Origin of the sequence: Serratia sp. LACPHL-BACT-2024-00286 (genome assembly GCF_043109535.1) — a bacterium.
GTDB classification, from domain to species: Bacteria; Pseudomonadota; Gammaproteobacteria; order Enterobacterales; family Enterobacteriaceae; genus Serratia; species Serratia sarumanii.
Map to the genome: position 1 here is coordinate 263527 of NZ_JBICNA010000006.1, position 21481 is coordinate 285007.

Annotated in this window: 18 protein-coding genes; 8 read left to right on the plus strand and 10 right to left on the minus strand. The window is 62.8% G+C overall.

Translation table 11 applies throughout. The features are described 5' to 3' along the window. Window positions 1-37: 37 nt before the first annotated feature. The 4 genes from hofC to nadC all read right to left on the minus strand — a co-directional run bounded on the left by hofC (window position 38) and on the right by nadC (window position 4199). Window positions 38-1237, minus strand: coding sequence for a protein transport protein HofC (gene hofC / locus ACF8MC_RS19250; protein ID WP_074026007.1), 1200 nt, complete (start codon window positions 1235-1237; stop codon window positions 38-40). Then, window positions 1234-2676 carry a type II secretion system protein GspE gene (gspE, locus tag ACF8MC_RS19255; protein WP_060451838.1) on the minus strand — a complete coding sequence of 481 codons (1443 nt, stop codon included), beginning with the start codon at window positions 2674-2676 and terminating at the stop codon, window positions 1234-1236. Before gspE ends, hofC begins: the two co-directional genes overlap by 4 nt. 5 nt (window positions 2677-2681) lie before the next feature. Further along, window positions 2682-3119 carry a prepilin peptidase-dependent pilin gene (ppdD, locus tag ACF8MC_RS19260; protein ID WP_033649215.1) on the minus strand — a complete coding sequence of 146 codons (438 nt, stop codon included), beginning with the start codon at window positions 3117-3119 and terminating at the stop codon, window positions 2682-2684. 189 nt (window positions 3120-3308) lie between these two features. Next, the gene (nadC, locus tag ACF8MC_RS19265) at window positions 3309-4199 is read right to left on the minus strand and encodes a carboxylating nicotinate-nucleotide diphosphorylase (protein ID WP_019455086.1); all 891 of its coding nucleotides are present in this window, start codon (window positions 4197-4199) and stop codon (window positions 3309-3311) included. 84 nt (window positions 4200-4283) lie between these two features. Here nadC and ampD point away from each other — a divergent pair, with 84 nt between their 5' ends. Together ampD and ampE are read left to right on the plus strand one after the other, a co-directional pair. After that, the gene (ampD, locus tag ACF8MC_RS19270; RefSeq protein ID WP_033652921.1) at window positions 4284-4880 is read left to right on the plus strand and encodes a 1,6-anhydro-N-acetylmuramyl-L-alanine amidase AmpD; all 597 of its coding nucleotides are present in this window, start codon (window positions 4284-4286) and stop codon (window positions 4878-4880) included. Beyond that, entirely contained in the window at window positions 4880-5734 is an 855-nt protein-coding gene (gene ampE, locus ACF8MC_RS19275) for a beta-lactamase regulator AmpE (protein ID WP_025301586.1), read from the plus strand. The genes ampD and ampE overlap by 1 nt, the downstream gene beginning before the upstream one ends. Before the next feature lie 60 nt (window positions 5735-5794). On the opposite strand, the gene hemL is transcribed toward ampE, so the two are convergent. Next, window positions 5795-7084, minus strand: coding sequence for a glutamate-1-semialdehyde 2,1-aminomutase (gene hemL, locus ACF8MC_RS19280; protein ID WP_033652922.1), 1290 nt, complete (start codon window positions 7082-7084; stop codon window positions 5795-5797). Between the two features lie 174 nt (window positions 7085-7258). On the opposite strand from hemL, the gene clcA reads away from it, so the two are divergent. Then, a complete protein-coding gene (clcA, locus tag ACF8MC_RS19285) occupies window positions 7259-8698 on the plus strand; it encodes a H(+)/Cl(-) exchange transporter ClcA (RefSeq protein ID WP_033652923.1) in 1440 nt (479 codons plus the stop codon). Between the two features lie 89 nt (window positions 8699-8787). After that, window positions 8788-9132: an iron-sulfur cluster insertion protein ErpA gene (gene erpA / locus ACF8MC_RS19290; RefSeq protein WP_033649222.1), complete on the plus strand. Its 345-nt coding sequence runs from the start codon at window positions 8788-8790 to the stop codon at window positions 9130-9132. Window positions 9133-9188: 56 nt separating this feature from the next. Here the strand turns inward: erpA and ACF8MC_RS19295 are convergent, their stop codons facing one another. The 4 genes from ACF8MC_RS19295 to mtnN form a co-directional block, all read right to left on the minus strand. Continuing rightward, complete coding sequence (locus tag ACF8MC_RS19295; protein ID WP_152692914.1) at window positions 9189-9434, minus strand: hypothetical protein; 246 nt, start codon at window positions 9432-9434, stop codon at window positions 9189-9191. 200 nt (window positions 9435-9634) lie between these two features. After that, window positions 9635-10249 carry a TRIC cation channel family protein gene (locus tag ACF8MC_RS19300; RefSeq protein ID WP_049213097.1) on the minus strand — a complete coding sequence of 205 codons (615 nt, stop codon included), beginning with the start codon at window positions 10247-10249 and terminating at the stop codon, window positions 9635-9637. Further along, entirely contained in the window at window positions 10249-11004 is a 756-nt protein-coding gene (btuF, locus tag ACF8MC_RS19305) for a vitamin B12 ABC transporter substrate-binding protein BtuF (protein ID WP_392423812.1), read from the minus strand. The genes ACF8MC_RS19300 and btuF overlap by 1 nt, the downstream gene beginning before the upstream one ends. Before the next feature lie 52 nt (window positions 11005-11056). Next, window positions 11057-11758: a 5'-methylthioadenosine/S-adenosylhomocysteine nucleosidase gene (gene mtnN, locus ACF8MC_RS19310; RefSeq protein WP_033652925.1), complete on the minus strand. Its 702-nt coding sequence runs from the start codon at window positions 11756-11758 to the stop codon at window positions 11057-11059. Window positions 11759-11887: 129 nt separating this feature from the next. Here mtnN and dgt point away from each other — a divergent pair, with 129 nt between their 5' ends. Beyond that, complete coding sequence (gene dgt / locus ACF8MC_RS19315; RefSeq protein WP_049234089.1) at window positions 11888-13405, plus strand: dGTPase; 1518 nt, start codon at window positions 11888-11890, stop codon at window positions 13403-13405. A gap of 180 nt (window positions 13406-13585) precedes the next feature. Beyond that, on the plus strand, window positions 13586-15025 hold the full coding sequence (degP, locus tag ACF8MC_RS19320; RefSeq protein WP_033649228.1) for a serine endoprotease DegP: 1440 nt from the start codon (window positions 13586-13588) through the stop codon (window positions 15023-15025). 65 nt (window positions 15026-15090) lie between these two features. Here the strand turns inward: degP and barA are convergent, their stop codons facing one another. Continuing rightward, window positions 15091-17817 carry a two-component sensor histidine kinase BarA gene (gene barA / locus ACF8MC_RS19325; RefSeq protein WP_353038557.1) on the minus strand — a complete coding sequence of 909 codons (2727 nt, stop codon included), beginning with the start codon at window positions 17815-17817 and terminating at the stop codon, window positions 15091-15093. A gap of 66 nt (window positions 17818-17883) precedes the next feature. Between barA and rlmD the strand changes: the two genes are divergently transcribed. After that, window positions 17884-19233, plus strand: coding sequence for a 23S rRNA (uracil(1939)-C(5))-methyltransferase RlmD (gene rlmD / locus ACF8MC_RS19330; protein ID WP_033649231.1), 1350 nt, complete (start codon window positions 17884-17886; stop codon window positions 19231-19233). Window positions 19234-19242: 9 nt separating this feature from the next. Further along, window positions 19243-21474 (plus strand): GTP diphosphokinase, encoded by a 2232-nt coding sequence (gene relA / locus ACF8MC_RS19335; RefSeq protein WP_392423751.1) that lies wholly within the window; start codon window positions 19243-19245, stop codon window positions 21472-21474. Window positions 21475-21481: the final 7 nt, after the last annotated feature.

The window sequence follows — 21481 nt, forward strand, 5'->3', positions numbered from 1 at the left end:
CGGGCGTCGCGTACTGCGGTGCCCGCTATCCTCTTTTTTATCCCAGCACGCTGCCCAGTTGAAAGATAGGCAGGTACATGGCGATCACCAAAGCGCCGACAATCCCGCCCACCACTAGCATCAGCAGCGGCTCCAGCGTTTGCGCCAGCGTATCGGCCAGCTCGTGCGTCTGCCGTTCATACCACTGCGCCAATTTATCCAGCAAGACGTCCAGCGAGCCCGATTCTTCGCCCACCCGCACCAGCTGCCGGCACAGCGGCGGAAACAGCGGTTGCAGGGCGAGGGCGTGATGAAACGCCTCGCCTTCGGCGAGCTGCCGCTGCACCTGCTCCAGCGCCTGCCGGTACAGCAGATGGTCGGCCGCCAGCACCGCCGCGTTCAAGCCTTCCACCAGCGTCAGCCCCGCGCGTTGGGTCATGGTCAGAATACGAAAGGTTTGGCTCAGCGCGCCGCCGCTCACCAGCCGGGCGATCAGCGGCAGGCGCAGCAAGGCGGCCTGCTCACGTCGGCGCCACGGCGGGCGCGGATGCAGCCAGCGGCAATAGCCGAACAGCAATGCGCCGAGCAGCAGCGCCAAATAGGGGCCAACGGCGATCAGCAGCGCTGACAACCCCAATAACCCTTGGGTAAACCAGGGTAGCGGCGCATCGAACGACTGATAAACCTTGGCGAATTCCGGCAGCACCATCACCAGCATCAGCACGCTGACCAGCAGCGCAACCGCACAGATGAAGAGGGGATAGCGCAGCGCTTTGGTCACTTTGCGGCGCAGCAGCAATTGGGCTTCCTGCTGCTGCGCCAGCTGCAGGCAGCAGCGATCGAGATTGCCGGTTAGCTCGCCGATGGCGATCAGTTGGCGATAGATAAGTGGAAAAACGCCTGGCTGCGCGGCAAGGGTTTCGGAGAGCGGCTGCCCTTCGCGCACCTGTTCTGCCAACTGGCGCAACAGGCAACGCCAGGCCGCCGAAGGGTGCTCTGCCGCCAGAAGCTGCAGCGTATTGACCAGCGGCAACCCGGCCTGCAGCAGGGTGGCGAGTTGGCGGGTGAAGTGGATCAAAGGTTCTCCGCGCCACTGGCCGGGCGTGACGCGTTTGCCGTGCCCGATCCGCCAGGGTTGCATACCTTGCTCAATCAGTAACCGGCTCACCTGCCGTTTTTCATCGCTCATCAGTTCGCCGTGGCGCAGGGCACCCTGGGCGTCGAAAGCCTGCCACAGAAACAGCCGGCGCGCTTTCATGGCGCGGTTACGCCGAGCTGGACGACGTCGATCACGCGGTACAGCTCTTCCAGCGAGGTCGCGCCTTCGCTGGCCAGCGCCAGGCCCGCCTGCAGCAGCGAAAGCTGCCCCTGTTCGCGGGCGATATCCGCCAGCCGGCTGGGCGCGGCGTTCGCCAGCAACGCCGCCTGTATTTCCGGCGTAATGGCCAACAGCTCATACACGCCGATGCGCCCATAGTAGCCGCCGAAGCAATGCTCGCAGCCGTCGGCGCGCCAGGCGGTCAGCGGCTCCGGCCAGACCGAGGCAGGAAAATGCGTCGGCTGGCTGTGCGGGTAGCGGCAGTGGCGACACAGCCTGCGCACCAGCCGCTGCGCGATGACCAGCTTCAGGCAGCCGGCGAGCAGGTAGCCGGGGATACCCATGTGCATCAGGCGCGTCAGGGTTTCGCCGGTGGAGTTGGTATGCAGCGTCGACAGCACCAGGTGGCCGGTTTGCGCGGCCTTGACCGCGATCTCGGCGGTTTCCGCATCGCGGATCTCGCCGATCATGATGACATCCGGATCCTGGCGCAGCAGGGCGCGCAGCACCCGGGCGAAGCTCAGCTCGGTTTTGGCGTTGATCTGGGTTTGATTGACGCCGAACAGCGGTATCTCGACAGGATCTTCGACGCTGCACAGGTTGCTTTGCGCATCGTTCAACTGGCGCAGGCCGCTGTACAGCGTTACCGTCTTGCCGCTGCCGGTCGGGCCGGTCACCAGGATCAAACCTTGCGGGCAGGCCAGCGCCGCCGCGTAGCGCGCCAGATCCGCTCGGCTCATGCCCAGTTGATCCAGCGGCAGCTCCTGCTGTTCGCCCTGCTGAACGCGCAGCACCACCTTTTCGCCGTGTAGCGTCGGCAGAGTGGCGATACGCATGGCATAGCGCGCGCCGTCCAACGTCAGGCTGAGCTGCCCGTCCTGAGGCTGACGGCGCTCGGCGATATCCAGCTGGCCGAGGATCTTCAGCCGGGCGATGAGGCGTGCGGTCAGCTGGGGTGACGGCGAGGCGAGGGTTTGCAGCACGCCGTCGATGCGCAGGCGAATGCGAAAATGCTGCCGAAAGGGCTCGAAGTGGACGTCCGAGGCGCGACGCTGAATGGCCAGGCGCAGCGTCTGGTTGATGAACTGCACCACCGGCGCGTCGCCGTCGTCGGGGTAGGCGATGTCGGCGCTGTCTTCTTCGGCCGCCAGCGGCGCCGGCAGCGGTTCCTGGCGTTGGTTCAGCGCCTGCTCCAGCCTGGCCGCCGGCCATTGCTCCAGATGGATGCGCTTGCCGGTGGCGAAACGCAGCGCCGCCAGCAGCCCTTGCGGCGCCTCTTCGTTGAGGGCGATCGTCAGGGTGGTTGGATCTTCGTTCAGCGCCAGCGCCTGATAGCGCCGGCACAGGGCGTGAACTTCTTCGCTGATTTGCGCGTTCATCGCCGTTACTCCGCCGCGTTGTCGAAGCGGAAGACTTCCTGGCACACTTCAACCAGCGTTGCGTTTTCGCTGCTGCACAGCCGGCTCCAGCGGGTCAGCCCATCGGCGTTCGCTTTGGGGGTTAATGCCACCGCCAGCCCCTGCAGCGTTTGGGTGCCGGTCAGCGTGATCACGCCTTTGACGACTTTCACCCCGCTGACGTAACGCGACGTGCCGCCGGTGGGAATGCCTTTGCTGCCGGCTTCACAGCCGGTGGGGGCGCCTTCGTCCAGGACGCACAGCTCGACCGCCAGTTTGTACGGCGACATGGTTTGCAGCATGTCGGTCATCGCCGCTTTCTGGATGTAGCGCTGGTAGGCGGGAATGCCGATGGCGCTGAGGATGGCGATGATGGCGATCACCACCATCAGTTCTATCAGGGTAAAGCCGCGTTGCGTTTCCATGCGTTGTCTCCTCCATAAGGGTGTGGAAGGCAACGGTAGCGGTTTGCGCGGGGGCACGGCGAGGGGCTTTTGCGCGTTTCTCGGCGCGCTTCCATCAGTAATGACGTTGTTTGCAGCGGTGAATAAAAGGGTGCGAGGGGCTTCGCAATTTTACGGTAACGCCCCCGGCAGCGGCCGGGGGCGAGGGGATCATTTGAAGCGCATCGACAGATCGAGCGCGGTCACATGCTTGGTCAGCGCGCCGACCGAAATGTAATCCACGCCGGTCTCGGCGAAGGTGCGCAGCGTCTCACTGGTGACGTTGCCGGATACTTCCAGCTGGGCGCGGCCCTGGGTTTGGGCGACCGCCTGGCGCATCATCTCGACGCTGAAGTTGTCCAGCATGATGATGTCGGCGCCGGCGTCCAGCGCCTGCTGCAGTTCATCGAGCGATTCGACTTCCACTTCCACCGGCACGTCGGCGTGCAGCCAGAAGGCTTTTTCCACCGCGTTCTTGATAGAGCCGGAGGCGATGATGTGGTTTTCCTTGATCAGGAAGGCGTCGGACAGCCCCAGCCGGTGGTTGCTGCCGCCCCCGCACAGCACGGCGTATTTCAGCGCGGTGCGCAGGCCGGGCAGGGTCTTGCGGGTATCGAGCAGGCGAGTCCGGGTGCCTTCCAGCAGAGCCACATAGCGGCTGACCTCGGTCGCCACGCCGGAGAGCGTCTGCACGAAGTTCAGCGCGGTGCGCTCGCCGGTCAGCATCACCCGCGCGGGGCCGCGCAGCCGGCAGAGCGGTTGGTTCGGCGTCAGACGGTCGCCGTCCGCCACCAGCCACTCCACCTGCACCTGATTGCCCAGCTGAATAAAGACCTCATTCAGCCAGCGGCGGCCACAGAATACGCCGGCTTCGCGGGTGATGACGGTGGCTTCGGCCTGCTTGTCCGCCGGTAACAGTTGCGCGGTAATATCGCGCCCGGCGTCGACTTCACCCCCCAGGTCTTCGCGCAGCGCCTGGGCGACGGCATAGGGAATATCACTTTCAATTCGTTCAAGAAGCTCGGTGCGGCGACTGTCGGCACTGTAGCGGCGTGTCGGCATGGAAAACTCCGAAATGGACGGTTAGATCGTAGGGGAACATGCTACTCTGTTGCAGGAATAAGTACCACCGCAGAGAGGTGTCTGATGCAGTTGGAAAATGGCTGGATTATCGGGGTGACGCGAGTGGTCTCGCCGCACTGCGATCGGCGCCCGGATGACGAGCCGCCGTCGCTGCTGGTCATCCACAACATCAGCCTGCCGCCCGGCGAGTTCGGCGGCCCCTATATCGACCAGTTGTTTACCGGCACGCTCGATCCCGCACAGCATCCCTATTTTGCCGAGATCCATCAGCTGCGGGTGTCGGCGCACTGCCTGATCCGCCGCGACGGGGAGATCGTGCAGTACGTGCCCTTCGACCAGCGCGCCTGGCACGCGGGCGTTTCCCTGTATCAGGGGCGCGACCGGTGCAACGATTTCTCCATCGGCATCGAGCTGGAAGGCACCGATCAGTTACCCTACACCGAGGCGCAATACCGCGCGCTGCAGGCGGTCACCGCGCTGCTGGCCGAACATTATCCGCCGCTGGTGGCCAATATCGCCGGGCATTGCGATATCGCCCCCGGCCGCAAGACCGATCCCGGGCCGGCGTTCGATTGGGATCGCTATCTGGCATCTCTGGAACAACGCGGCGCGCCCGCCGACGCTATGCTTGAGACAAGAAATAGGGAGAGGAATCGCTAATGACGCTGTTTACGCTGTTGCTGGTTTTGGCCTGGGAGCGCCTGTTTAAGCTGGGAGAACACTGGCAGCTGGATCACCGTCTCGAAGTGGTGTTTCAGCGGCTGCATCGGGTTTCGCTGGCGCAGACGCTGGCGATGACCGCCGCCTGGATGGTGGTCGTCTGGGGCGTTCTGTGGCTGTCGCACGGGTTGTTCTTCGGCGTGGTGACGCTGCTGCTGTGGATCGTCATCGATCTGCTGTGCGTCGGCGCCGGCATCAAGCGCAAACACTACCGCGCCTACCTGAAAGCGGCGCGGCAGGGCGATACCCACGCCAGCGATCAGATGGCGGAAGAGCTGGCGTTGATCCACGGTTTGCCGGTGGACTGCAGCGAAGAGCTGCGCCTGCGCGAGCTGCAAAACGCGCTGCTGTGGATCAACTTCCGTTATTATCTAGCGCCGCTGTTCTGGTTCGTGGTCTTTGGGCCTTACGGGCCGATCGCGTTGGCGGGGTATGCCTTCCTGCGCGCCTATCAAACCTGGCTGGCGCGCCACAATACGCCGCTGGAGCGTTCGCAATCGGGCATCGATCACCTGCTGAACTGGCTGGACTGGATCCCGGTGCGTTTGGCCGGGGTGGCCTACGCGCTGTTTGGCCACGGCGAGCGGGCGCTGCCGGCCTGGTTCGCCTCGCTGGGGGATCGGCATTCATCGTCGTATCAGGTGCTGACGCGGCTGGCGCAGTTCTCGCTGGCGCGCGATCCGCATATGGATCCGGTGCAAACGCCGCGGGCGGCGGTGACGCTGGCGCGCAAGGTGACGATGATCATCGTGGTGGTGGTGGCGCTGTTGACCATTTACGGCACGCTGCTTTAAGCGGCAGCGAAAAGCAAAACGGGCGCCGAGGCACCCGTTTTTTTGGCCATTCGGCCGGGATTACAGCTTGGCGAAGCAGCGACGCGCGGCGTCGATGGTGCGCTGAATGTCTTCCTTGCTGTGCGCCACGGACATGAAGCCCGCTTCGAAGGCGGACGGAGCCAGATACACCCCTTCTTCCAGCATCAGATGGAAGAAGCGCTTGAAGCGTTCCACGTCGCACTGCATCACGTCCTGGTAGCAGGTGACCGCCGGCGCGTCGGTGAAGAACAGGCCGAACATGCCGCCGACGTTGTTGACCACCAGCGGGATATTCTCTTCCTGCGCCGCGTGCAGCAGGCCAGCGGCCAGCATCTCGGTCAGTTCGGTCAGCGTCTGGTGCACGCCCACCTGCGACACTTCGGTCAGGCAGGCATAGCCCGCCGCCATGGCGATCGGGTTGCCGGACAGGGTGCCCGCCTGGTAGACCGGGCCGGTCGGCGCCAGCGAGTCCATCACGTCGCGGCGGCCGCCGAAGGCGCCCACCGGCATGCCGCCGCCGATGATTTTGCCGAGGCAGGTCAGATCCGGCTCGACGCCGTAATAGGACTGTGCGCCGGCCAGCGCCACGCGGAAGCCGGTCATCACTTCATCGATGATCAAGAGCGCGCCGTACTTGTCGCACAGCGCGCGCAGGCCCGGCAGGAATTCCGGCAGCGGCGGCACGCAGTTCATGTTGCCGGCGACCGGCTCGACGATGATACAGGCGATCTCGGACGGGTACTGCTCGAAGGCGGCCCGCACCGAATCCAGGTCGTTATAGGTGCAGGTCAGGGTGTGCTTGGCGAAATCGGCCGGCACGCCCGGTGAGTTCGGCTGGCCGAGGGTCAGCGCGCCGGAACCGGCTTTCACCAGCAGGCAGTCGGCGTGGCCGTGGTAGCAGCCTTCGAACTTGATGATTTTGTCGCGGTTGGTGTAGCCGCGCGCCAGGCGGATGGCGCTCATGGTGGCTTCGGTGCCCGAGTTCACCATGCGCACCATATCCATGGTAGGCACCAGCTCGGTGACCAACTGCGCCATTTTGACTTCCATCTCGGTTGGCGCGCCGAAGCTCAGGCCGCGCTGCGCCGCTTCGATCACCGCGTCGCGGATCGCCGGGTGGTTATGCCCCAGCACCATCGGCCCCCAGGAACCGACATAGTCGATATAGGCCTTGCCGTCGGCATCGAACAGGTAAGCCCCGTCTGCCCGCTCGATAAACAGCGGCACACCGCCTACGCCGGTGAATGCACGCACCGGAGAGTTCACCCCGCCGGGGATCAACTGTTGCGCCTGGGCGTACAGACTTTCGGACTTGCTGTGTAGGCTCATAAATCGGCTCCTGGATTCTCTTTTGAATGATTTGACCGCGCTATTCTAGAGGAGAGCGCCGCGTTATGAAACGATCACAGTCAGATACCATTAACGGCAGCGCGCGCCGCCGGGTTGGGGTAGAATAACCGCCTTGCCTATTTGTATTACAAATTACCTGACGAATTACTCGCGATGACGGAAACACATTCACAGCCAGTCGGGACGTTGAGCCCGCGTCTTAGCCGCAGCGATGCGGTGCGTCAGTTTATTCGCCGCGATAAAACGCCGGTGGCGATCCTGGTGATGGCCGCGCTGGTGGGGACGCTGGCCGGTTTGCTCGGCGTGGCCTTCGATAAGGCGGTGGAGTGGGTGCAGCAGCAGCGGCTGGCTTCGCTGGCGCAGGTCGCCGACTCCTGGATCCTGGTGTGGCCGCTGGCGTTTATCCTGTCCGCCGCGCTGGCGGCGCTGGGCTATTACCTGGTGCGACGCTTTGCCCCTGAGGCGGGCGGCTCGGGCATTCCGGAGATCGAAGGCGCGCTGGAGGAGCTGCGGCCGGTGCGCTGGTGGCGCGTGATCCCGGTGAAATTCATCGGCGGCATGGGCACGCTGGGGGCGGGCATGGTGCTGGGGCGCGAAGGGCCCACGGTGCAAATGGGCGGCAACGTCGGGCGCATGGTATTGGACGTGCTGCGCATTCGCGGCGCCGAGGCGCGTCATACGCTGCTGGCGACCGGGGCTGCCGCCGGGCTGTCCGCCGCCTTCAATGCGCCGCTGGCCGGCATCCTGTTCATCATCGAAGAGATGCGGCCGCAGTTTCGCTACAACCTGATCTCGATTAAAGCGGTGTTTATCGGCGTTATCATGTCGAGCGTGGTATTCCAGCTGTTTAACGGCCAGGGCTCGGTGATCGCGGTCGACAAACTTTCTTCGGCGCCCATCAATACCCTGTGGCTCTATCTGGTGCTGGGGGCGATATTCGGCGCGGTGGGCGTGGGGTTCAACGCGCTGATCTTCCGCACTCAAGACATGTTCGCGCGTTTGCACGGCGGCAGAATGCGCAATGTCTTGCTGATGGGCGGGCTGCTCGGCGGCGTGTGCGGCATTCTGGGGCTGATCCAGCCGGAGGCGGCGGGCGGCGGCTTTGGGCTGATCCCGATCGCCGCGGCGGGCAATTACAGCGTCGGCATGTTGATGTTTATCTTTATCACCCGCATCTTCACCACGCTGCTGTGCTTCGGCTCCGGCGCGCCGGGCGGCATCTTCGCGCCTATGCTGGCGCTGGGCACGCTGTTCGGCACCGCCTTCGGGCTGGCGGGGGCGCATCTGTTCCCGCAGTACGGCATCGAGGCGGGCACCTTCGCCATCGCCGGCATGGGGGCGCTGTTCGCCGCCACGGTGCGCGCCCCGCTGACCGGCATCGTGCTGGTGCTGGAAATGACCGACAACTACCAACTCATTTTACCGATGATCATCACCTGCCTCGGCGCCACAGTGGTGGCGCAGCTGCTCGGCGGCAAGCCGCTGTATTCGTCGATCCTGGCCCGCACGCTGCAAAGGCAGGAGGCGCAGCTGGCGCGGGAAGCGGCGGAGAAAACAGGTAAGGAAAATACAACAAATGCGGTGAATACTTGAACGCAACACTCAGGTATCGGATAATCGTTAATATTAATCAGGCAGCCATAGTAGCGATCTGATGCTGAACAATGTTGGGAGTAAAGAGTATGAGTGATCAAACGGCACTGCCCCTGCAATTTACCGAGGCAGCAGCAAGCAAGGTTAAGTTCCTGATTGCTGACGAAGAAAATCCGAACCTTAAGCTGCGGGTTTACATTACCGGCGGCGGCTGCAGCGGATTCCAGTACGGCTTCACTTTTGACGACAAGGTCAACGATGGCGACATGACCATCGAGAAGCAGGGCGTGGCGCTGGTGGTCGATCCGATGAGCCTGCAGTATCTGGTCGGCGGCTCGGTGGACTACACCGAAGGGCTGGAAGGGTCGCGCTTCGTGGTGACCAACCCGAATGCCAAAACCACCTGCGGTTGCGGTTCGTCGTTCAGCATCTGAGTTTGCCTGTCAGAATATCAACCCGCTCGCCTTACGGCCGGCGGGTTTTTTTATGCCTACCATTCCACGAGGATCACTTCCGCCCTGTTCTCCTGCGCCGGTTGGCGGGTAATGTTCGGCTGCGCCGCCGCATGGCTGCATTCGGCCCGTGGGGCGGCGGCCTCGAGGCGCACGGCGCATTGCGGTTCAATGGTCAGAGTAACGCCGATCCGGCCGCTGACGGCATCGGCATGCGCGGCGCCACTCAGCAGGGCGCTACAGCAGGCAAGCAGGATTTTTTTCATCATTGCGGGAATAGCCATCCGTAAGCAATCTTGTGATGACTTATCGGCAAAAAGTTAAAAAGGTTTAACAGCGCGGGGAAGGGATTAACCTGCGGATAACAGAATTTTACATCGTCACTACGCTATTTATTGGTTGAAAATAATACCACCAAGCCCGTTTTTAGTCTAATAAATCACCAAATGCGGCGTTGCCAAGCGCCGCCCCACAGGGCGACGGCTCAGCGTTCGAGAATAAAGGCGGGCAATTTGAGGTGCCAGCGGATGGCCGCCAGCCGAATGGCCAGGGTGATGATCATACCCAGCATCATGGCCTGTTGCAGCGGCATGTGGAAGGTGTAAAACGCCGTGGCGTGCACGATGCCGCCGATGATGCAGGCGGTGGCGTAAATTTCGGTGCGCAGGATCATCGGGATCTCGCGCGCCAGCACGTCGCGGATAATGCCGCCGCCGACGCCGGTGATCACTCCCATGCAGATTGCCACCAGCGGGCCGGTGCCGGCCGCGAAGGACTTGTTGACGCCGATGCCGACGAACACCGCCAGCCCGACGGCGTCCAGCACCGGCAGCACCCACTGCGGCAGACGGCGCGGCTGGCGCACCAGCAGCAGCGTCAAGACGCAAGTGATCATCGCCACCACCAGATCGGTGGGATCCTTGACCCAGAACACCGGGCCGTTGGCCAGCGCCATGTCGCGGATGGTGCCGCCGCCGACCGCGGTGACCACGCCCAATACCAGCACGCCGAACGGATCCATGCGCAACTTGCCGGCCAGCAGTACGCCGGAGATGGCGAACACCGCCGTACCGAGAATATCCAACCAGAACACCAGCATCAGCGGATCTCTGCCAGCTGGCGGCACAGCTGCTGTGCCGCCAACAGGATGCGTGGCCCGCCGCGGTTGAACCAGTCTTCGTTCAGCGCGATCACCGGCACCTGCAGCTGCGGCGCCCAGAAGGCTTTCACATTGGCGGCTTCTTTCGCGCCGCCGGTGATGACGATGGCCTGCGGCCGACGCGTCAGCACCTGCTCGCGGCTGATTTGCGGCCAAGGGGGGCGGCTGTCGGCGAAGACGTTCTGCCCGCCGCACAGCGCCAGCACCTGGCTTTGCAATGTGGCGCCGGCGCTGGTGAACAGCGGCTGGGTGCCGAACTGCAGCAGCACGCGCCGTGGCGAGTTAGCGGCGTACTGTTGTTTGAGAGCGGCGAACTGGCGGCGAAGGCCTTCCGCCGCCTGATGCGCCTGCTCCGGGTGCGGGCTGTATTGCGCCAGCTGGTCCAGCAAGCCGGCGATCCCTTCGAGATTGTCGGCGTCCGCATAGAAGATCGGGATGCCGAACGCGGCGAGCTGATCCAGCACGCGCTGCGGATTGCCGCCGCGCCAGGCGAGGATCAGATCTGGCTTGAGCGCCAGCACCCGCTCCAGATTGATGCCCTGCCAGGAGGCCACCTGCTCCAGCCTGGCGGCCTGCGGCGGATAATCGGAATAGGCGCTCGCCGCCACCAGCACATCGCCCATGCCGGCGGCATAGGCGAGTTCGGTGGCGTTGGGCGCCAGGCTGATCACCCGCTGGGCGGCGCCGGCCGGCATGGCCAGCCAGAGCGCCAACAAACAGAGGATCGAGGTAAAGCGCAGCCTCACATCAACCGCGCTTGGCCAGGGTTTGCAGCATGGCGTTGACCATCAGCGTGGACTGTTTGGCCGCTACCACCAGGAACTCGTCAAAGCTCATGTGCGACTCGCTGTCGGCGACGTCGGAAATGGCGCGCACCACCACGAACGGCGTGCCGAACAGATGGCAGACGTGGGCGATCGCCGCGGCTTCCATTTCCACGGCGGCGACGCGCGGGAAGGTGGCGCGAATGCGCGCCAGCGGCTCGGCGCCGTTGATGAAGGCGTCACCGCTGCAGATCAGGCCGCGCACCGCGTGCAGATCCAGCTGTTTGATGCAGCCTTCCGCCAGCGCGATCAGCGCGTCGTCGGCGACGAACGCCGCCGGGCAGCCGGCCATCTGGCCCGGCTCGTAGCCGAAGGCGGTGACGTCGGCGTCGTGGTAGCGCACTTCTTCCGACACCACGATATCGCCCACGCGCAGGGTGCTGGCCAGGCCGCCGGCGGAACCGGTGTTGATCACCAGATCCGGGCTGCAGTGTTCCAGCAGCAGGGTGGTGCCCATGGCCGCAGAAACTTTGCCGATGCCGGATTTCAGCAGGGCCACCTCAACGCCGCCGATCTGGCCGGTGTAGATTTCGCAGCCCGCGCGCTGGATGGTTTGACGGTTTTCGATTTGCTCGCGCAGCAGGGTGACTTCCTGCTCCATTGCGCCGATGATGCCTACTTTCATAAATAACACTCGCTGATTGGCCGTGAGAATTGCGGCATAGTCTATCATGGCTGTGTGAGAGAGATAATGCGTTGCATCCGCCGCCGGGAATTGTTATCACGGGGGCAGGGCGCAACGGCGGAGAAACAGATGTCCGGGATCGACTTCAAGCAAAAAATCAGCTTCCAACGGCCTTTCAGCAAACCGATCGAGGCCGAGGAAGAGTACGACATCGTGCGGCAGTTCGAGAGCGATCGCGGGCGCATCGTCAACTCGGCCGCCATTCGCCGTCTGCAGCAAAAAACCCAGGTGTTTCCGCTGGAGCGCAACGCGGCGGTGCGCAGCCGCCTGACGCACTCGATGGAGGTGCAGCAGGTCGGGCGCCACATCGCCAAAGAGATCCTCAACCGCTTCAAACAGGCGGGGAGAATTGATGAGCTCGGCCTGACCCGGCTGCTCGATCCGTTTGAAAGCATCGTGGAAATGGCCTGTCTGATGCACGACATCGGCAATCCGCCGTTCGGTCACTTCGGCGAGTCGGCGATCAACGACTGGTTCGCCCAACGGCTCGATCCCGCCAGCTGCGGCAGCGAGCCGGGCAGCCACGATCGCTGCCAGGTGGCGACGCTGCGCCTGCATGAAGGGGAGAGCGATCTGAACCGGCTGCGCAGCCGGATCCGTCAGGATCTCAGCCACTTCGAGGGCAACGCCCAGGCGATCCGCATGGTGTACAGCCTGCTGAAGCTCAACCTGACCTACGCGCAGGTCGGCTGCATTTTGAAATACACCCGCCCGGCCTACTGGGCGAGCGACATCCCCGCCAGCCACAGCTATCTGATGAAAAAGCCCGGCTACTATCTGGCGGAAGAGGCCTTCGTCGATCGGCTGCGGCGCGAGCTGCACATGGGCGAGTTCGATCGTTTCCCGCTGACCTATATCATGGAGGCCGCCGACGATATCTCGTACTGCGTGGCCGATCTGGAAGACGCGGTGGAGAAGAGCATTTTCACCGTCGAGCAGCTGTATCAGCACCTGATTCAGGAGTGGGGCGAAGTGGCGCCGGGCGATCTGTTCGACAAGACCGTCGCCAGCGCGTTTCGCAAGATCGATCGCGGCGGCGCGCGGCGCAGCGCGGAAGATCAGTTCTTCATGTATCTGCGGGTGTTTACCGTGGCGCGGCTGGTGCCGCACGCGGCGCAGCGCTTTATCGACAATCTGGACGCGGTCTATCAGGGCAGTTTCAATCAGGCGCTGCTGGAGGATTTCAGCCCGGCGTACCGGCTACTGAAAATATTTAAAAATGTGGCGTTCAAGCACGTGTTCAACCACCCGGAGGTCGAGCAGCTCGAGCTGCAAGGCTACCGGGTGATCAGCGGCCTGCTGGACATTTACAGCCCGCTGCTGGCGATGTCGCTGGCGGACTTCAGCCAGCTGGTGCGCGAGGACAGCCACCGCGCTTACCCGATCGAAACGCGCCTGTTCCACAAGCTGTCCACCAAGCATCGGCTGGCGTATGCGGAGGCGGTAGAGGGGCTGCAGCATTTATCGCCGGAGCAGCAAGCCATTCGGGAATATTATTTCCGCGCCCGTTTATTGCAGGACTATATCAGCGGAATGACCGACCTTTACGCCTATGATGAATATCGTCGATTGATGGCGGCGGAATAATTCAACTGAAGAATAATTGTCAGCAATTCCAACCGGTTGGCTGTCTCGACTTTTGTAAAGACGGACAATATTTGTTTACTATTGCCAATCATCTGTGCCGGAACTTCGGGCTATTAATTAACTCTGAATAAGCACGCAAGACGGCCATTCTTTTTGAACGACTTTATAAGAGACACACAGATGAAAAAAACCGCATTAGTTCTGAGCGCACTGGCATTCAGTATCGGTATGGCGATGGGCCCGGTCACGGCCAGCGCCGCTGAAACCGCCTCTTCCAACACCCAACAGCTGCCGAGCCTGGCGCCGATGCTGGAAAAGGTGATGCCTTCCGTGGTGAGCATTAACGTTGAGGGCAGCACCACGGTCAATACGCCGCGCATGCCGCAGCAGTTCCAACAGTTCTTCGGCGAAGATTCGCCGTTCTGCCAGGACGGTTCGCCATTCCAGGGCTCACCGATGTGTCAGGGCGGCGAACAGCCAGGGCCGGATGGCCAGCCGCAGGGCACGCAGCAGAAATTCCAGGCGCTGGGCGCCGGGGTGGTCATCGATGCCGCCAAGGGCTATGTGGTGACCAATAACCACGTGGTGGACAACGCCAACAAGATTCAGGTGCAGCTGAGCGACGGCCGCCGTTTCGACGCCAAGGTGATCGGCAAGGATCCGCGTTCCGATATCGCGTTGATCCAGCTGAAAGACTTCAAGAATCTGACGGCGATCAAGATGGCGGATTCCGATCAGCTGCGCGTCGGCGATTACACCGTGGCGATCGGCAACCCGTACGGGCTGGGTGAAACCGCCACTTCGGGCATCGTATCCGCCCTGGGGCGCAGCGGCCTGAACATCGAAAACTATGAAAACTTCATCCAGACCGATGCGGCGATCAACCGCGGTAACTCCGGCGGCGCGCTGGTTAACCTGAACGGCGAGCTGATCGGCATCAACACCGCGATCCTGGCGCCGGACGGCGGCAACATCGGTATCGGCTTCGCCATTCCGAGCAACATGGTGAAAAACCTGACGGCGCAAATGGTCGAATATGGCCAGGTGAAACGCGGCGAGCTGGGCATCATGGGCACCGAGCTGAACTCTGAGCTGGCCAAGGCGATGAAGGTCGACGCGCAGCGCGGGGCCTTCGTCAGCCAGGTGATGCCGAAGTCTTCCGCCGCGAAGGCGGGCATCAAGGCCGGCGACGTGATCGTCACCATGAACGGCAAGGCCATCTCCAGCTTCGCCTCGTTCCGGGCGGAGATCGGCACGCTGCCGGTCGGCAGCAAGATGTCGCTGGGCATTATTCGCGACGGCAAACCGGTGACGATTGACGTCACGCTGGAGCAAAGCGCGCAGACTCAGGTGGCCTCGGGCAATATCTACACCGGCATCGAAGGCGCCGAGCTGAGCAACACCCAGGTCGGCAATGTGAAGGGCGTCAAGGTGGACAGCGTGAAAGCCGGCAGCGCCGCGGCGCGCATCGGCCTGAAAAAGGGCGATGTGATCCTGGGCGTGAACCAGCAGCCGATCCAGAACCTGGGCGAGCTGCGTAAAATCCTCGACAGCAAGCCGTCGGTGCTGGCGTTGAATATCCAGCGCGGCGAAAGCCAGCTGTACCTGCTGGCGCAGTGATAAGCATCAGGCGTTAAAAAGAAAGGCACGCTGCGGCGTGCCTTTTTGCGTTACGGCCTGAGGATTCAGGCCGGTTGCGTCAGATGCGCGCGCGCCGCGTGGATCACCAGTTCAATCTCATCCAACAGCTCCAGCCACTCCGGCTCCAGCTCGTCGTTGGTGACGCCCTGGCGCAGCTGCCGCTCGAGGTAGAAACACAGCTGCTTGAGGCGCGGCACGCCGCTGTAGCTGCAGCTGCCGTGCAGCTTATGGACCAGATCGAGGATCTCGTCGTCATGCTGGCCGTCGAGCAGCGCCTGCACCCGTTCGCGCACCTGCGGCAGGAAATCGAGCAGCATTTGCAGCAGATCGCGCGCCAGATCCGGTTTATTGGCCGCCTGACGCAGCGCCAGCGGCCAGTCGAGCGACAGCGGCGCGTCGTCGGCGACGGCGTTTTCCACGTCGCCGCTGTGGTAGCGCGACAGCACGCGGGTCAGCATTTTCTCGTCGATCGGTTTGGCCAGATAGTCGTCCATCCCGGCCTGCAGCAGGTGCTCGCGCTCGCCGCTGGCGGCATGGGCGGTAACGGCGACGATCGGCGTGGAGTTGTGATGCGGCAGCTGGCGGATCAGCTCGCTGGCGTGAATGCCGTCCATCTTCGGCATCTGAATGTCCATCAGGATCAGATCCAGCACGTTGTCGCGCGCCAGCGCCAGCGCTTCCTCGCCGCTCTCGCACAGCAGGGTTTTTTCTACCTGTTCCCCCAGCAGCGTGCCGATCAGCTTCAGGTTGGCCGGGTTGTCGTCAACCGCCATCACCGTCAGCGGCAGGCGTTTACGCTCAGGCGGCGCGGTGAGGCGTGTCGGTGTCTCCATCCTGAGCAGCGGGAACAACCGGGTGCTGGTGATCGGCTTGATCAGGCAGCCGAGCGCGCCTTGTTGCTTGAGCAGCTCGGCGTCGATCTGCGCCTGGCACGGCAGCGCCAGAATCACCCGATCGGCCAGCTTCAGCGAGGCCAGCAATTTGTCCTCGTGCTGCGCCATGTTGTCGCGGAACGGGATGGGCACGCCGGCCAGCAGGAAGTCATAGTGGCCTGGCGGCAGCTGGGCCAGCGTCGGCGAGTGGGTGATCACCAGCTGCGTGACGCTGAGCATGTTGAGCGTCGCCTGCGCCGCCGTCGGGTTGGACTCGATATAGGCCAGCGTTTTGCCGTTCAGATCCGGCAGGCTCGGCGCCAGCGACAGCATGCCCTCGTTCAGATCCAGCGTGATGTGGAACCAGAAGGTCGAGCCGCGGTTCAACTGGCTGTGGAAGCAGATATCGCCCCCCATCTCTTTCACCAGTTTTTGCGTGATCACCAGCCCCAGCCCGGTGCCGCCGTGGCGGCGGGAGATGCTGGCGTCTGCCTGACGAAACGCCTGGAACAGCTGCGACTGCTGGCGTTCGGAGATGCCGATGCCGGTGTCGTGGATCTGCACTTCCACTTCCACCCGGCGATCCAGCCGTTTGCGCAGCTCGACGCGAATATCGATATTGCCGGTTTCGGTGAACTTGATGGCGTTGCCCAGCAGGTTGGTGATGATTTGCTGCAGGCGCAGCGAGTCGCCGATCACCTGCTCCGGCACGTCGTTGTGCACATCCAGCGTCAGTTCCAGCCCCTTATCGTGGGCGCTGGGCGCCAGCAGCACCACCACTTCGTCCAGCGTTTCACGCAGGGCGAACGGAATATGCTCCAGCACCAGCTTGCCGGCCTCCAGCTTGGAGAAGTCCAGCACGTCGTTGATGATGGTCAGCAGGTTGTTGGCCGAGCGTTCGATGGTCTGCAAATAGTCGGTCTGGGTCGCGCTCAAATCGGTTTTCAGCATCTGGCGGGTGAAGCCGATTACGCCGTTGAGCGGGGTGCGCAGCTCGTGCGACATGTTGGCCAGGAATTCGGACTTGATGCGCGCCGCTTCCTGCGCGCGTTTTTTCGCCAGATCCAGCTCGACGTTCTGAATTTCCATTTGCTCCAGCGTTTCACGTAGGTCGGAGGTGGCCTGATCGATGTTCTGCTGCATCTCTTCGTGATAGGCGGTGAGCGACATCGCCATCGAGTTGATGCCGTTCTTCAGCATGTGCAGCTCGCCGAGCATGTAGCCCTCCACGCGGCTGTCGAGCTGGCCGCGGCGGATACGGTCGACGGTATTCACCATATTGCGGATCGGGCCGGTCACGTCGCGCATCAGCCGGTAAGCGAACAGGATGGCGATGCACATGCACAGCAACAGCAGCAGGGTGGAGACGAACACCTCTTTATATTGCTGCAGCCGCACCGACTGCAGATCCAGCTCGATCGCCACATAGCCCAGGTTGTTGTCGGGGTGGCTGCCGCCGTCGGCGGTTTCATCCGGATACTGGCTTTCCGATAGGATCGGCGTGCGCAGGATCAGCGAATCGCCGCGTCGGGTGAGCATCAGCTCGGTAGGCAACGGCACGCCTTTCGGCAGCTGCAGCTGAGCGAAGTTGTGGTGATAATTGGAGGTGACGAACGAATTGTTCTGCGCATCGAACACGGTGATCGAACGCACGATGTCCGAATGGCGGCGGTGCAACAGACTGACCAACTGCCTGACCGATTCGCGGCTGCGGAACGTCATGCCGTACTCGCTGGCCACCGCCAGCGGCTCGATGATGCTGGCGCCGGCGTCGACCAGTTGCTCCTGCAGCTCGTTATAGCGGTGCACCACGAAGAAGGTGCTGAGCAGCAAACCAATCAGCAAGGTCGGGGCCAGAATCAGGATCATCATGCGCGCACGCAGGCTGTATTTGGTCATGGGATTCCAATGTGGGAGAATTGACAGCTGACACTAGCTTAATGAACCAGCACACAATCGACAAATATGGCGCAATTCTACTCTCCCAAACGCCGCGTGACGACCCGGCAGAGCTCACAAATCTTCACCGTGACGGTGAGCGATCTCGATCCTTTCGGCCAGGGCGTGGCGCGCCACGACGGCAAAGCGGTGTTCGTGCCGGGCGTATTGCCGGGCGAGCAGGCGGAAATCCAGCTGACCGAAGATAAGCGCCAGTTCGCCAAAGGCAAGCTCAAGCGCCTGCTGAGCCGCAGCCCACAGCGGGTGGCGCCGCGCTGCCCGCATTTCGGCGTGTGCGGCGGCTGCCAGCAGCAGCATGCGGATGAGGCGCTGCAACAGCAGAGCAAGGCGGCGGCGCTGGTGCGCATGATCGCCCGCGAAACCGGGGTGACCCCGCAGCAGGAGCCGGTGATCGCCGGCCCGGAATACGGTTATCGCCGTCGCGCCCGCCTGAGCCTGGCGTGGCAGCCCAAGCTGCAGCGCCTGATGATGGGCTTTCGACAGGCGGCCTCCAGCGAGCTGGTGGCGGTGGAGCACTGCCCGGTGCTGCGGCCGGAGCTGGAACGGCTGCTGGCGCCGGTGCGCGCCTGCCTGAGCGGGCTGCAGGCGGTACGGCGGCTGGGGCATGTAGAGCTGGTGCTGGCGGATAACGGCCCGCTGCTGGTGCTGCGCCATCTCGACGCGCTGAAAGAGGCGGATCGGCAGGCGTTGTTGGCGTTTGGCGAGCGGGAAAACCTCGCCGTTTACCTGGCGCCGGACAGCGATCGCGTGGAAAAACTGTGCGGTGACACGCCGTATTATCAGGTTGACGGGCTACGCTTAGACTTCAGCCCGCGCGACTTTATTCAGGTCAATGACGCCGTAAACCAACAAATGGTGGCGCAGGCCCTTGAATGGCTCGACATTCAACCCAATGATCGGGTGCTGGACCTGTTCTGCGGCATGGGCAATTTTACTCTGCCGCTGGCGCGCCGCGCCGCTGCGGTGGTGGGCATCGAAGGTGTTGCCACGCTGGTAGCGAATGGGCAATATAATGCACATAAGAATAAGCTGAATAATGCATCGTTCTTCCACGAGAATCTGGAGGACGACGTTGCGCGGCAACCTTGGGCAGCACAAGGGTTTGATAAGGTGATGCTGGATCCCGCCCGCGCCGGTGCGGCCGGGGTGATGTCACACATTGTAAAACTGGCGCCGGCGCGGGTGGTGTATGTTTCCTGTAACCCCACCACGCTGGCTCGCGACAGCAAAGTGCTGTTGAGCGCCGGTTATCGTCTTGCGCGCGTGCGGATGTTGGATATGTTTCCGCACACGGGGCATCTTGAATCAATGGCGCTGTTTATCAACGAGCGCGCGCCAGAGGTCGCTGCAAAGTAGGGAGAAGTTATGGTTGCGGTAAGAAGTGCACATCTGAATACGGCGGGTGAGTTCGCTCTCGATGAGTGGATAGCCGGCTTGGGGCTACCTAACCCGCAGTCATGTGAGCGATTGGCCGCAACCTGGCGTTATTGTGAGCAGCAGACCCAGAATCACCCCGACGCCTCGCTGCTGCTGTGGCGTGGTCTGGAGATGGTGGAAATCCTCTCGACGCTGAGCATGGACAACGACAGCATGCGCGCTGCGCTGCTGTTCCCGCTGGTGGACGCCGGCATCGTGCAGGAAGAGACCCTGACCGAAGCGTTCGGCAAGGGCATTGTCGCGCTGGTGCACGGCGTGCGCGACATGGACGCCATTCGCCAACTGAAAGCCACCCAAAACGACTCGATGGCCTCCGAACAGGTCGACAACGTGCGCCGCATGCTGTTGGCGATGGTGGAGGATTTCCGCTGCGTGGTCATCAAGCTGGCGGAGCGCATCGCTCACCTGCGCGAGGTGAAAGACGCGCCGGAAGACGAGCGCGTGCTGGCGGCGAAAGAGTGTTCCAACATCTACGCCCCGCTGGCCAACCGGCTCGGCATCGGCCAGCTGAAGTGGGAACTGGAAGATTTCTGCTTCCGCTACCTGCATCCGGAAGAATACAAGCGCATCGCCAAGCTGTTGCATGAGCGCCGCATCGATCGCGAACAGTTCATCGACGATTTCGTCGCCGGGCTGCGCGCCGAAATGGCCAGCGAAGGCATTCGGGTGGAGATCTACGGCCGGCCGAAACACATCTACAGCATCTGGCGCAAGATGCAGAAAAAGCACCTGGCGTTCGACGAACTGTTCGACGTGCGCGCGGTGCGCATCGTGGCGGAGCGCCTGCAGGATTGCTATGCGGCGTTGGGCATCGTGCATACCCACTTCCGCCATCTGCCGGACGAGTTCGACGACTACGTCGCCAACCCGAAACCCAACGGCTACCAGTCTATCCACACCGTGGTGCTGGGGCCGCGCGGCAAAACCGTCGAGATTCAGATCCGCACCCGGCAAATGCATGAAGACGCCGAGCTGGGCGTAGCCGCGCACTGGAAGTACAAAGAGGGCGCGGGCGTGACCGTGCGCTCCGGCTACGAAGAACGCATCGCCTGGCTGCGCAAGCTCATCGCCTGGCAGGAAGAAATGGCGGACTCCGGCGAGATGCTCGACGAAGTGCGCAGCCAGGTGTTCGACGATCGGGTGTATGTGTTTACGCCGAAAGGCGACGTGGTGGATCTGCCGGCCGGCTCCACGCCGCTCGATTTCGCCTACCACATTCACAGCGACGTCGGCCACCGTTGCATCGGCGCCAAGATCGGCGGCCGCATCGTGCCGTTTACCTATCAGCTGAAGATGGGCGACCAGATTGAGATTATCACCCAGAAGCAGCCGAACCCGAGCCGCGACTGGCTGAACCCGAACCTGGGGTATGTCACCACCAGCCGCGGGCGCTCGAAGATCCACAACTGGTTCCGCAAGCAGGATCGCGACAAGATCATTCTCGCCGGCCGCCAGATGCTGGACAACGAACTGGAACACCTCGGCATCAGCCTGAAAGAGGCCGAGAAGCTGCTGATCCCGCGCTACAACATGAACTCGCTGGACGAGGTGTTGGCGGCGATCGGCGGCGGGGACATTCGCCTGAACCAGATGGTGAATTACCTGCAGGGCAAGTTCAACAAGCCGAGCGCCGAAGAGCAGGATCGCGAGGCGCTGCGCCAGCTGGTGCAGCAGAAAGCGCCGCCGCCGGCCCGCAACAAGGACAACGGCCGAGTGGTGGTGGAAGGCGTGGGCAACCTGATGCACCACATCGCCCGCTGCTGCCAGCCGATCCCGGGCGACGACATCGTCGGCTTTATCACCCAGGGGCGCGGTATTTCGATCCACCGGGCGGACTGCGATCAGCTGGTCGATCTGCAATCGCACGCGCCGGAGCGCATCGTCGACGCGGTATGGGGTGAAAGCTACTCCAGCGGTTATTCGCTGGTGGTGCGCGTGATGGCCAACGATCGCAGCGGGCTGCTGCGCGACATTACCACCATTCTGGCCAACGAAAAGGTCAACGTACTGGGCGTCGCCAGCCGCAGCGACACCAAGAAGCAGTTGGCCACCATCGACATGGATATCGAAATCTACAACCAGCAGGTGCTGAGCCGGGTGCTGGCGAAGCTGAACCAGCTGCCGGACGTGATAGACGCCAAGCGTCTGCACGGCAACTAAGCCCACA

Bases quoted from the DNA above. Each gene is read 5' to 3' on its own strand.
- hofC (WP_074026007.1), bottom strand. From the start codon at position 1,237: ATGAAAGCGCGCCGGCTGTTTCTGTGGCAGGCTTTCGACGCCCAGGGT.
- gspE (WP_060451838.1), bottom strand. From the start codon at position 2,676: ATGAACGCGCAAATCAGCGAAGAAGTTCACGCCCTGTGCCGGCGCTAT.
- ppdD (WP_033649215.1), bottom strand. From the start codon at position 3,119: ATGGAAACGCAACGCGGCTTTACCCTGATAGAACTGATGGTGGTGATC.
- nadC (WP_019455086.1), bottom strand. From the start codon at position 4,199: ATGCCGACACGCCGCTACAGTGCCGACAGTCGCCGCACCGAGCTTCTT.
- ampD (WP_033652921.1), top strand. From the start codon at position 4,284: ATGCAGTTGGAAAATGGCTGGATTATCGGGGTGACGCGAGTGGTCTCG.
- ampE (WP_025301586.1), top strand. From the start codon at position 4,880: ATGACGCTGTTTACGCTGTTGCTGGTTTTGGCCTGGGAGCGCCTGTTT.
- hemL (WP_033652922.1), bottom strand. From the start codon at position 7,084: ATGAGCCTACACAGCAAGTCCGAAAGTCTGTACGCCCAGGCGCAACAG.
- clcA (WP_033652923.1), top strand. From the start codon at position 7,259: ATGACGGAAACACATTCACAGCCAGTCGGGACGTTGAGCCCGCGTCTT.
- erpA (WP_033649222.1), top strand. From the start codon at position 8,788: ATGAGTGATCAAACGGCACTGCCCCTGCAATTTACCGAGGCAGCAGCA.
- ACF8MC_RS19295 (WP_152692914.1), bottom strand. From the start codon at position 9,434: ATGGCTATTCCCGCAATGATGAAAAAAATCCTGCTTGCCTGCTGTAGC.
- ACF8MC_RS19300 (WP_049213097.1), bottom strand. From the start codon at position 10,249: ATGCTGGTGTTCTGGTTGGATATTCTCGGTACGGCGGTGTTCGCCATC.
- btuF (WP_392423812.1), bottom strand. From the start codon at position 11,004: ATGCCGGCCGGCGCCGCCCAGCGGGTGATCAGCCTGGCGCCCAACGCC.
- mtnN (WP_033652925.1), bottom strand. From the start codon at position 11,758: ATGAAAGTAGGCATCATCGGCGCAATGGAGCAGGAAGTCACCCTGCTG.
- dgt (WP_049234089.1), top strand. From the start codon at position 11,888: ATGTCCGGGATCGACTTCAAGCAAAAAATCAGCTTCCAACGGCCTTTC.
- degP (WP_033649228.1), top strand. From the start codon at position 13,586: ATGAAAAAAACCGCATTAGTTCTGAGCGCACTGGCATTCAGTATCGGT.
- barA (WP_353038557.1), bottom strand. From the start codon at position 17,817: ATGACCAAATACAGCCTGCGTGCGCGCATGATGATCCTGATTCTGGCC.
- rlmD (WP_033649231.1), top strand. From the start codon at position 17,884: ATGGCGCAATTCTACTCTCCCAAACGCCGCGTGACGACCCGGCAGAGC.
- relA (WP_392423751.1), top strand. From the start codon at position 19,243: ATGGTTGCGGTAAGAAGTGCACATCTGAATACGGCGGGTGAGTTCGCT.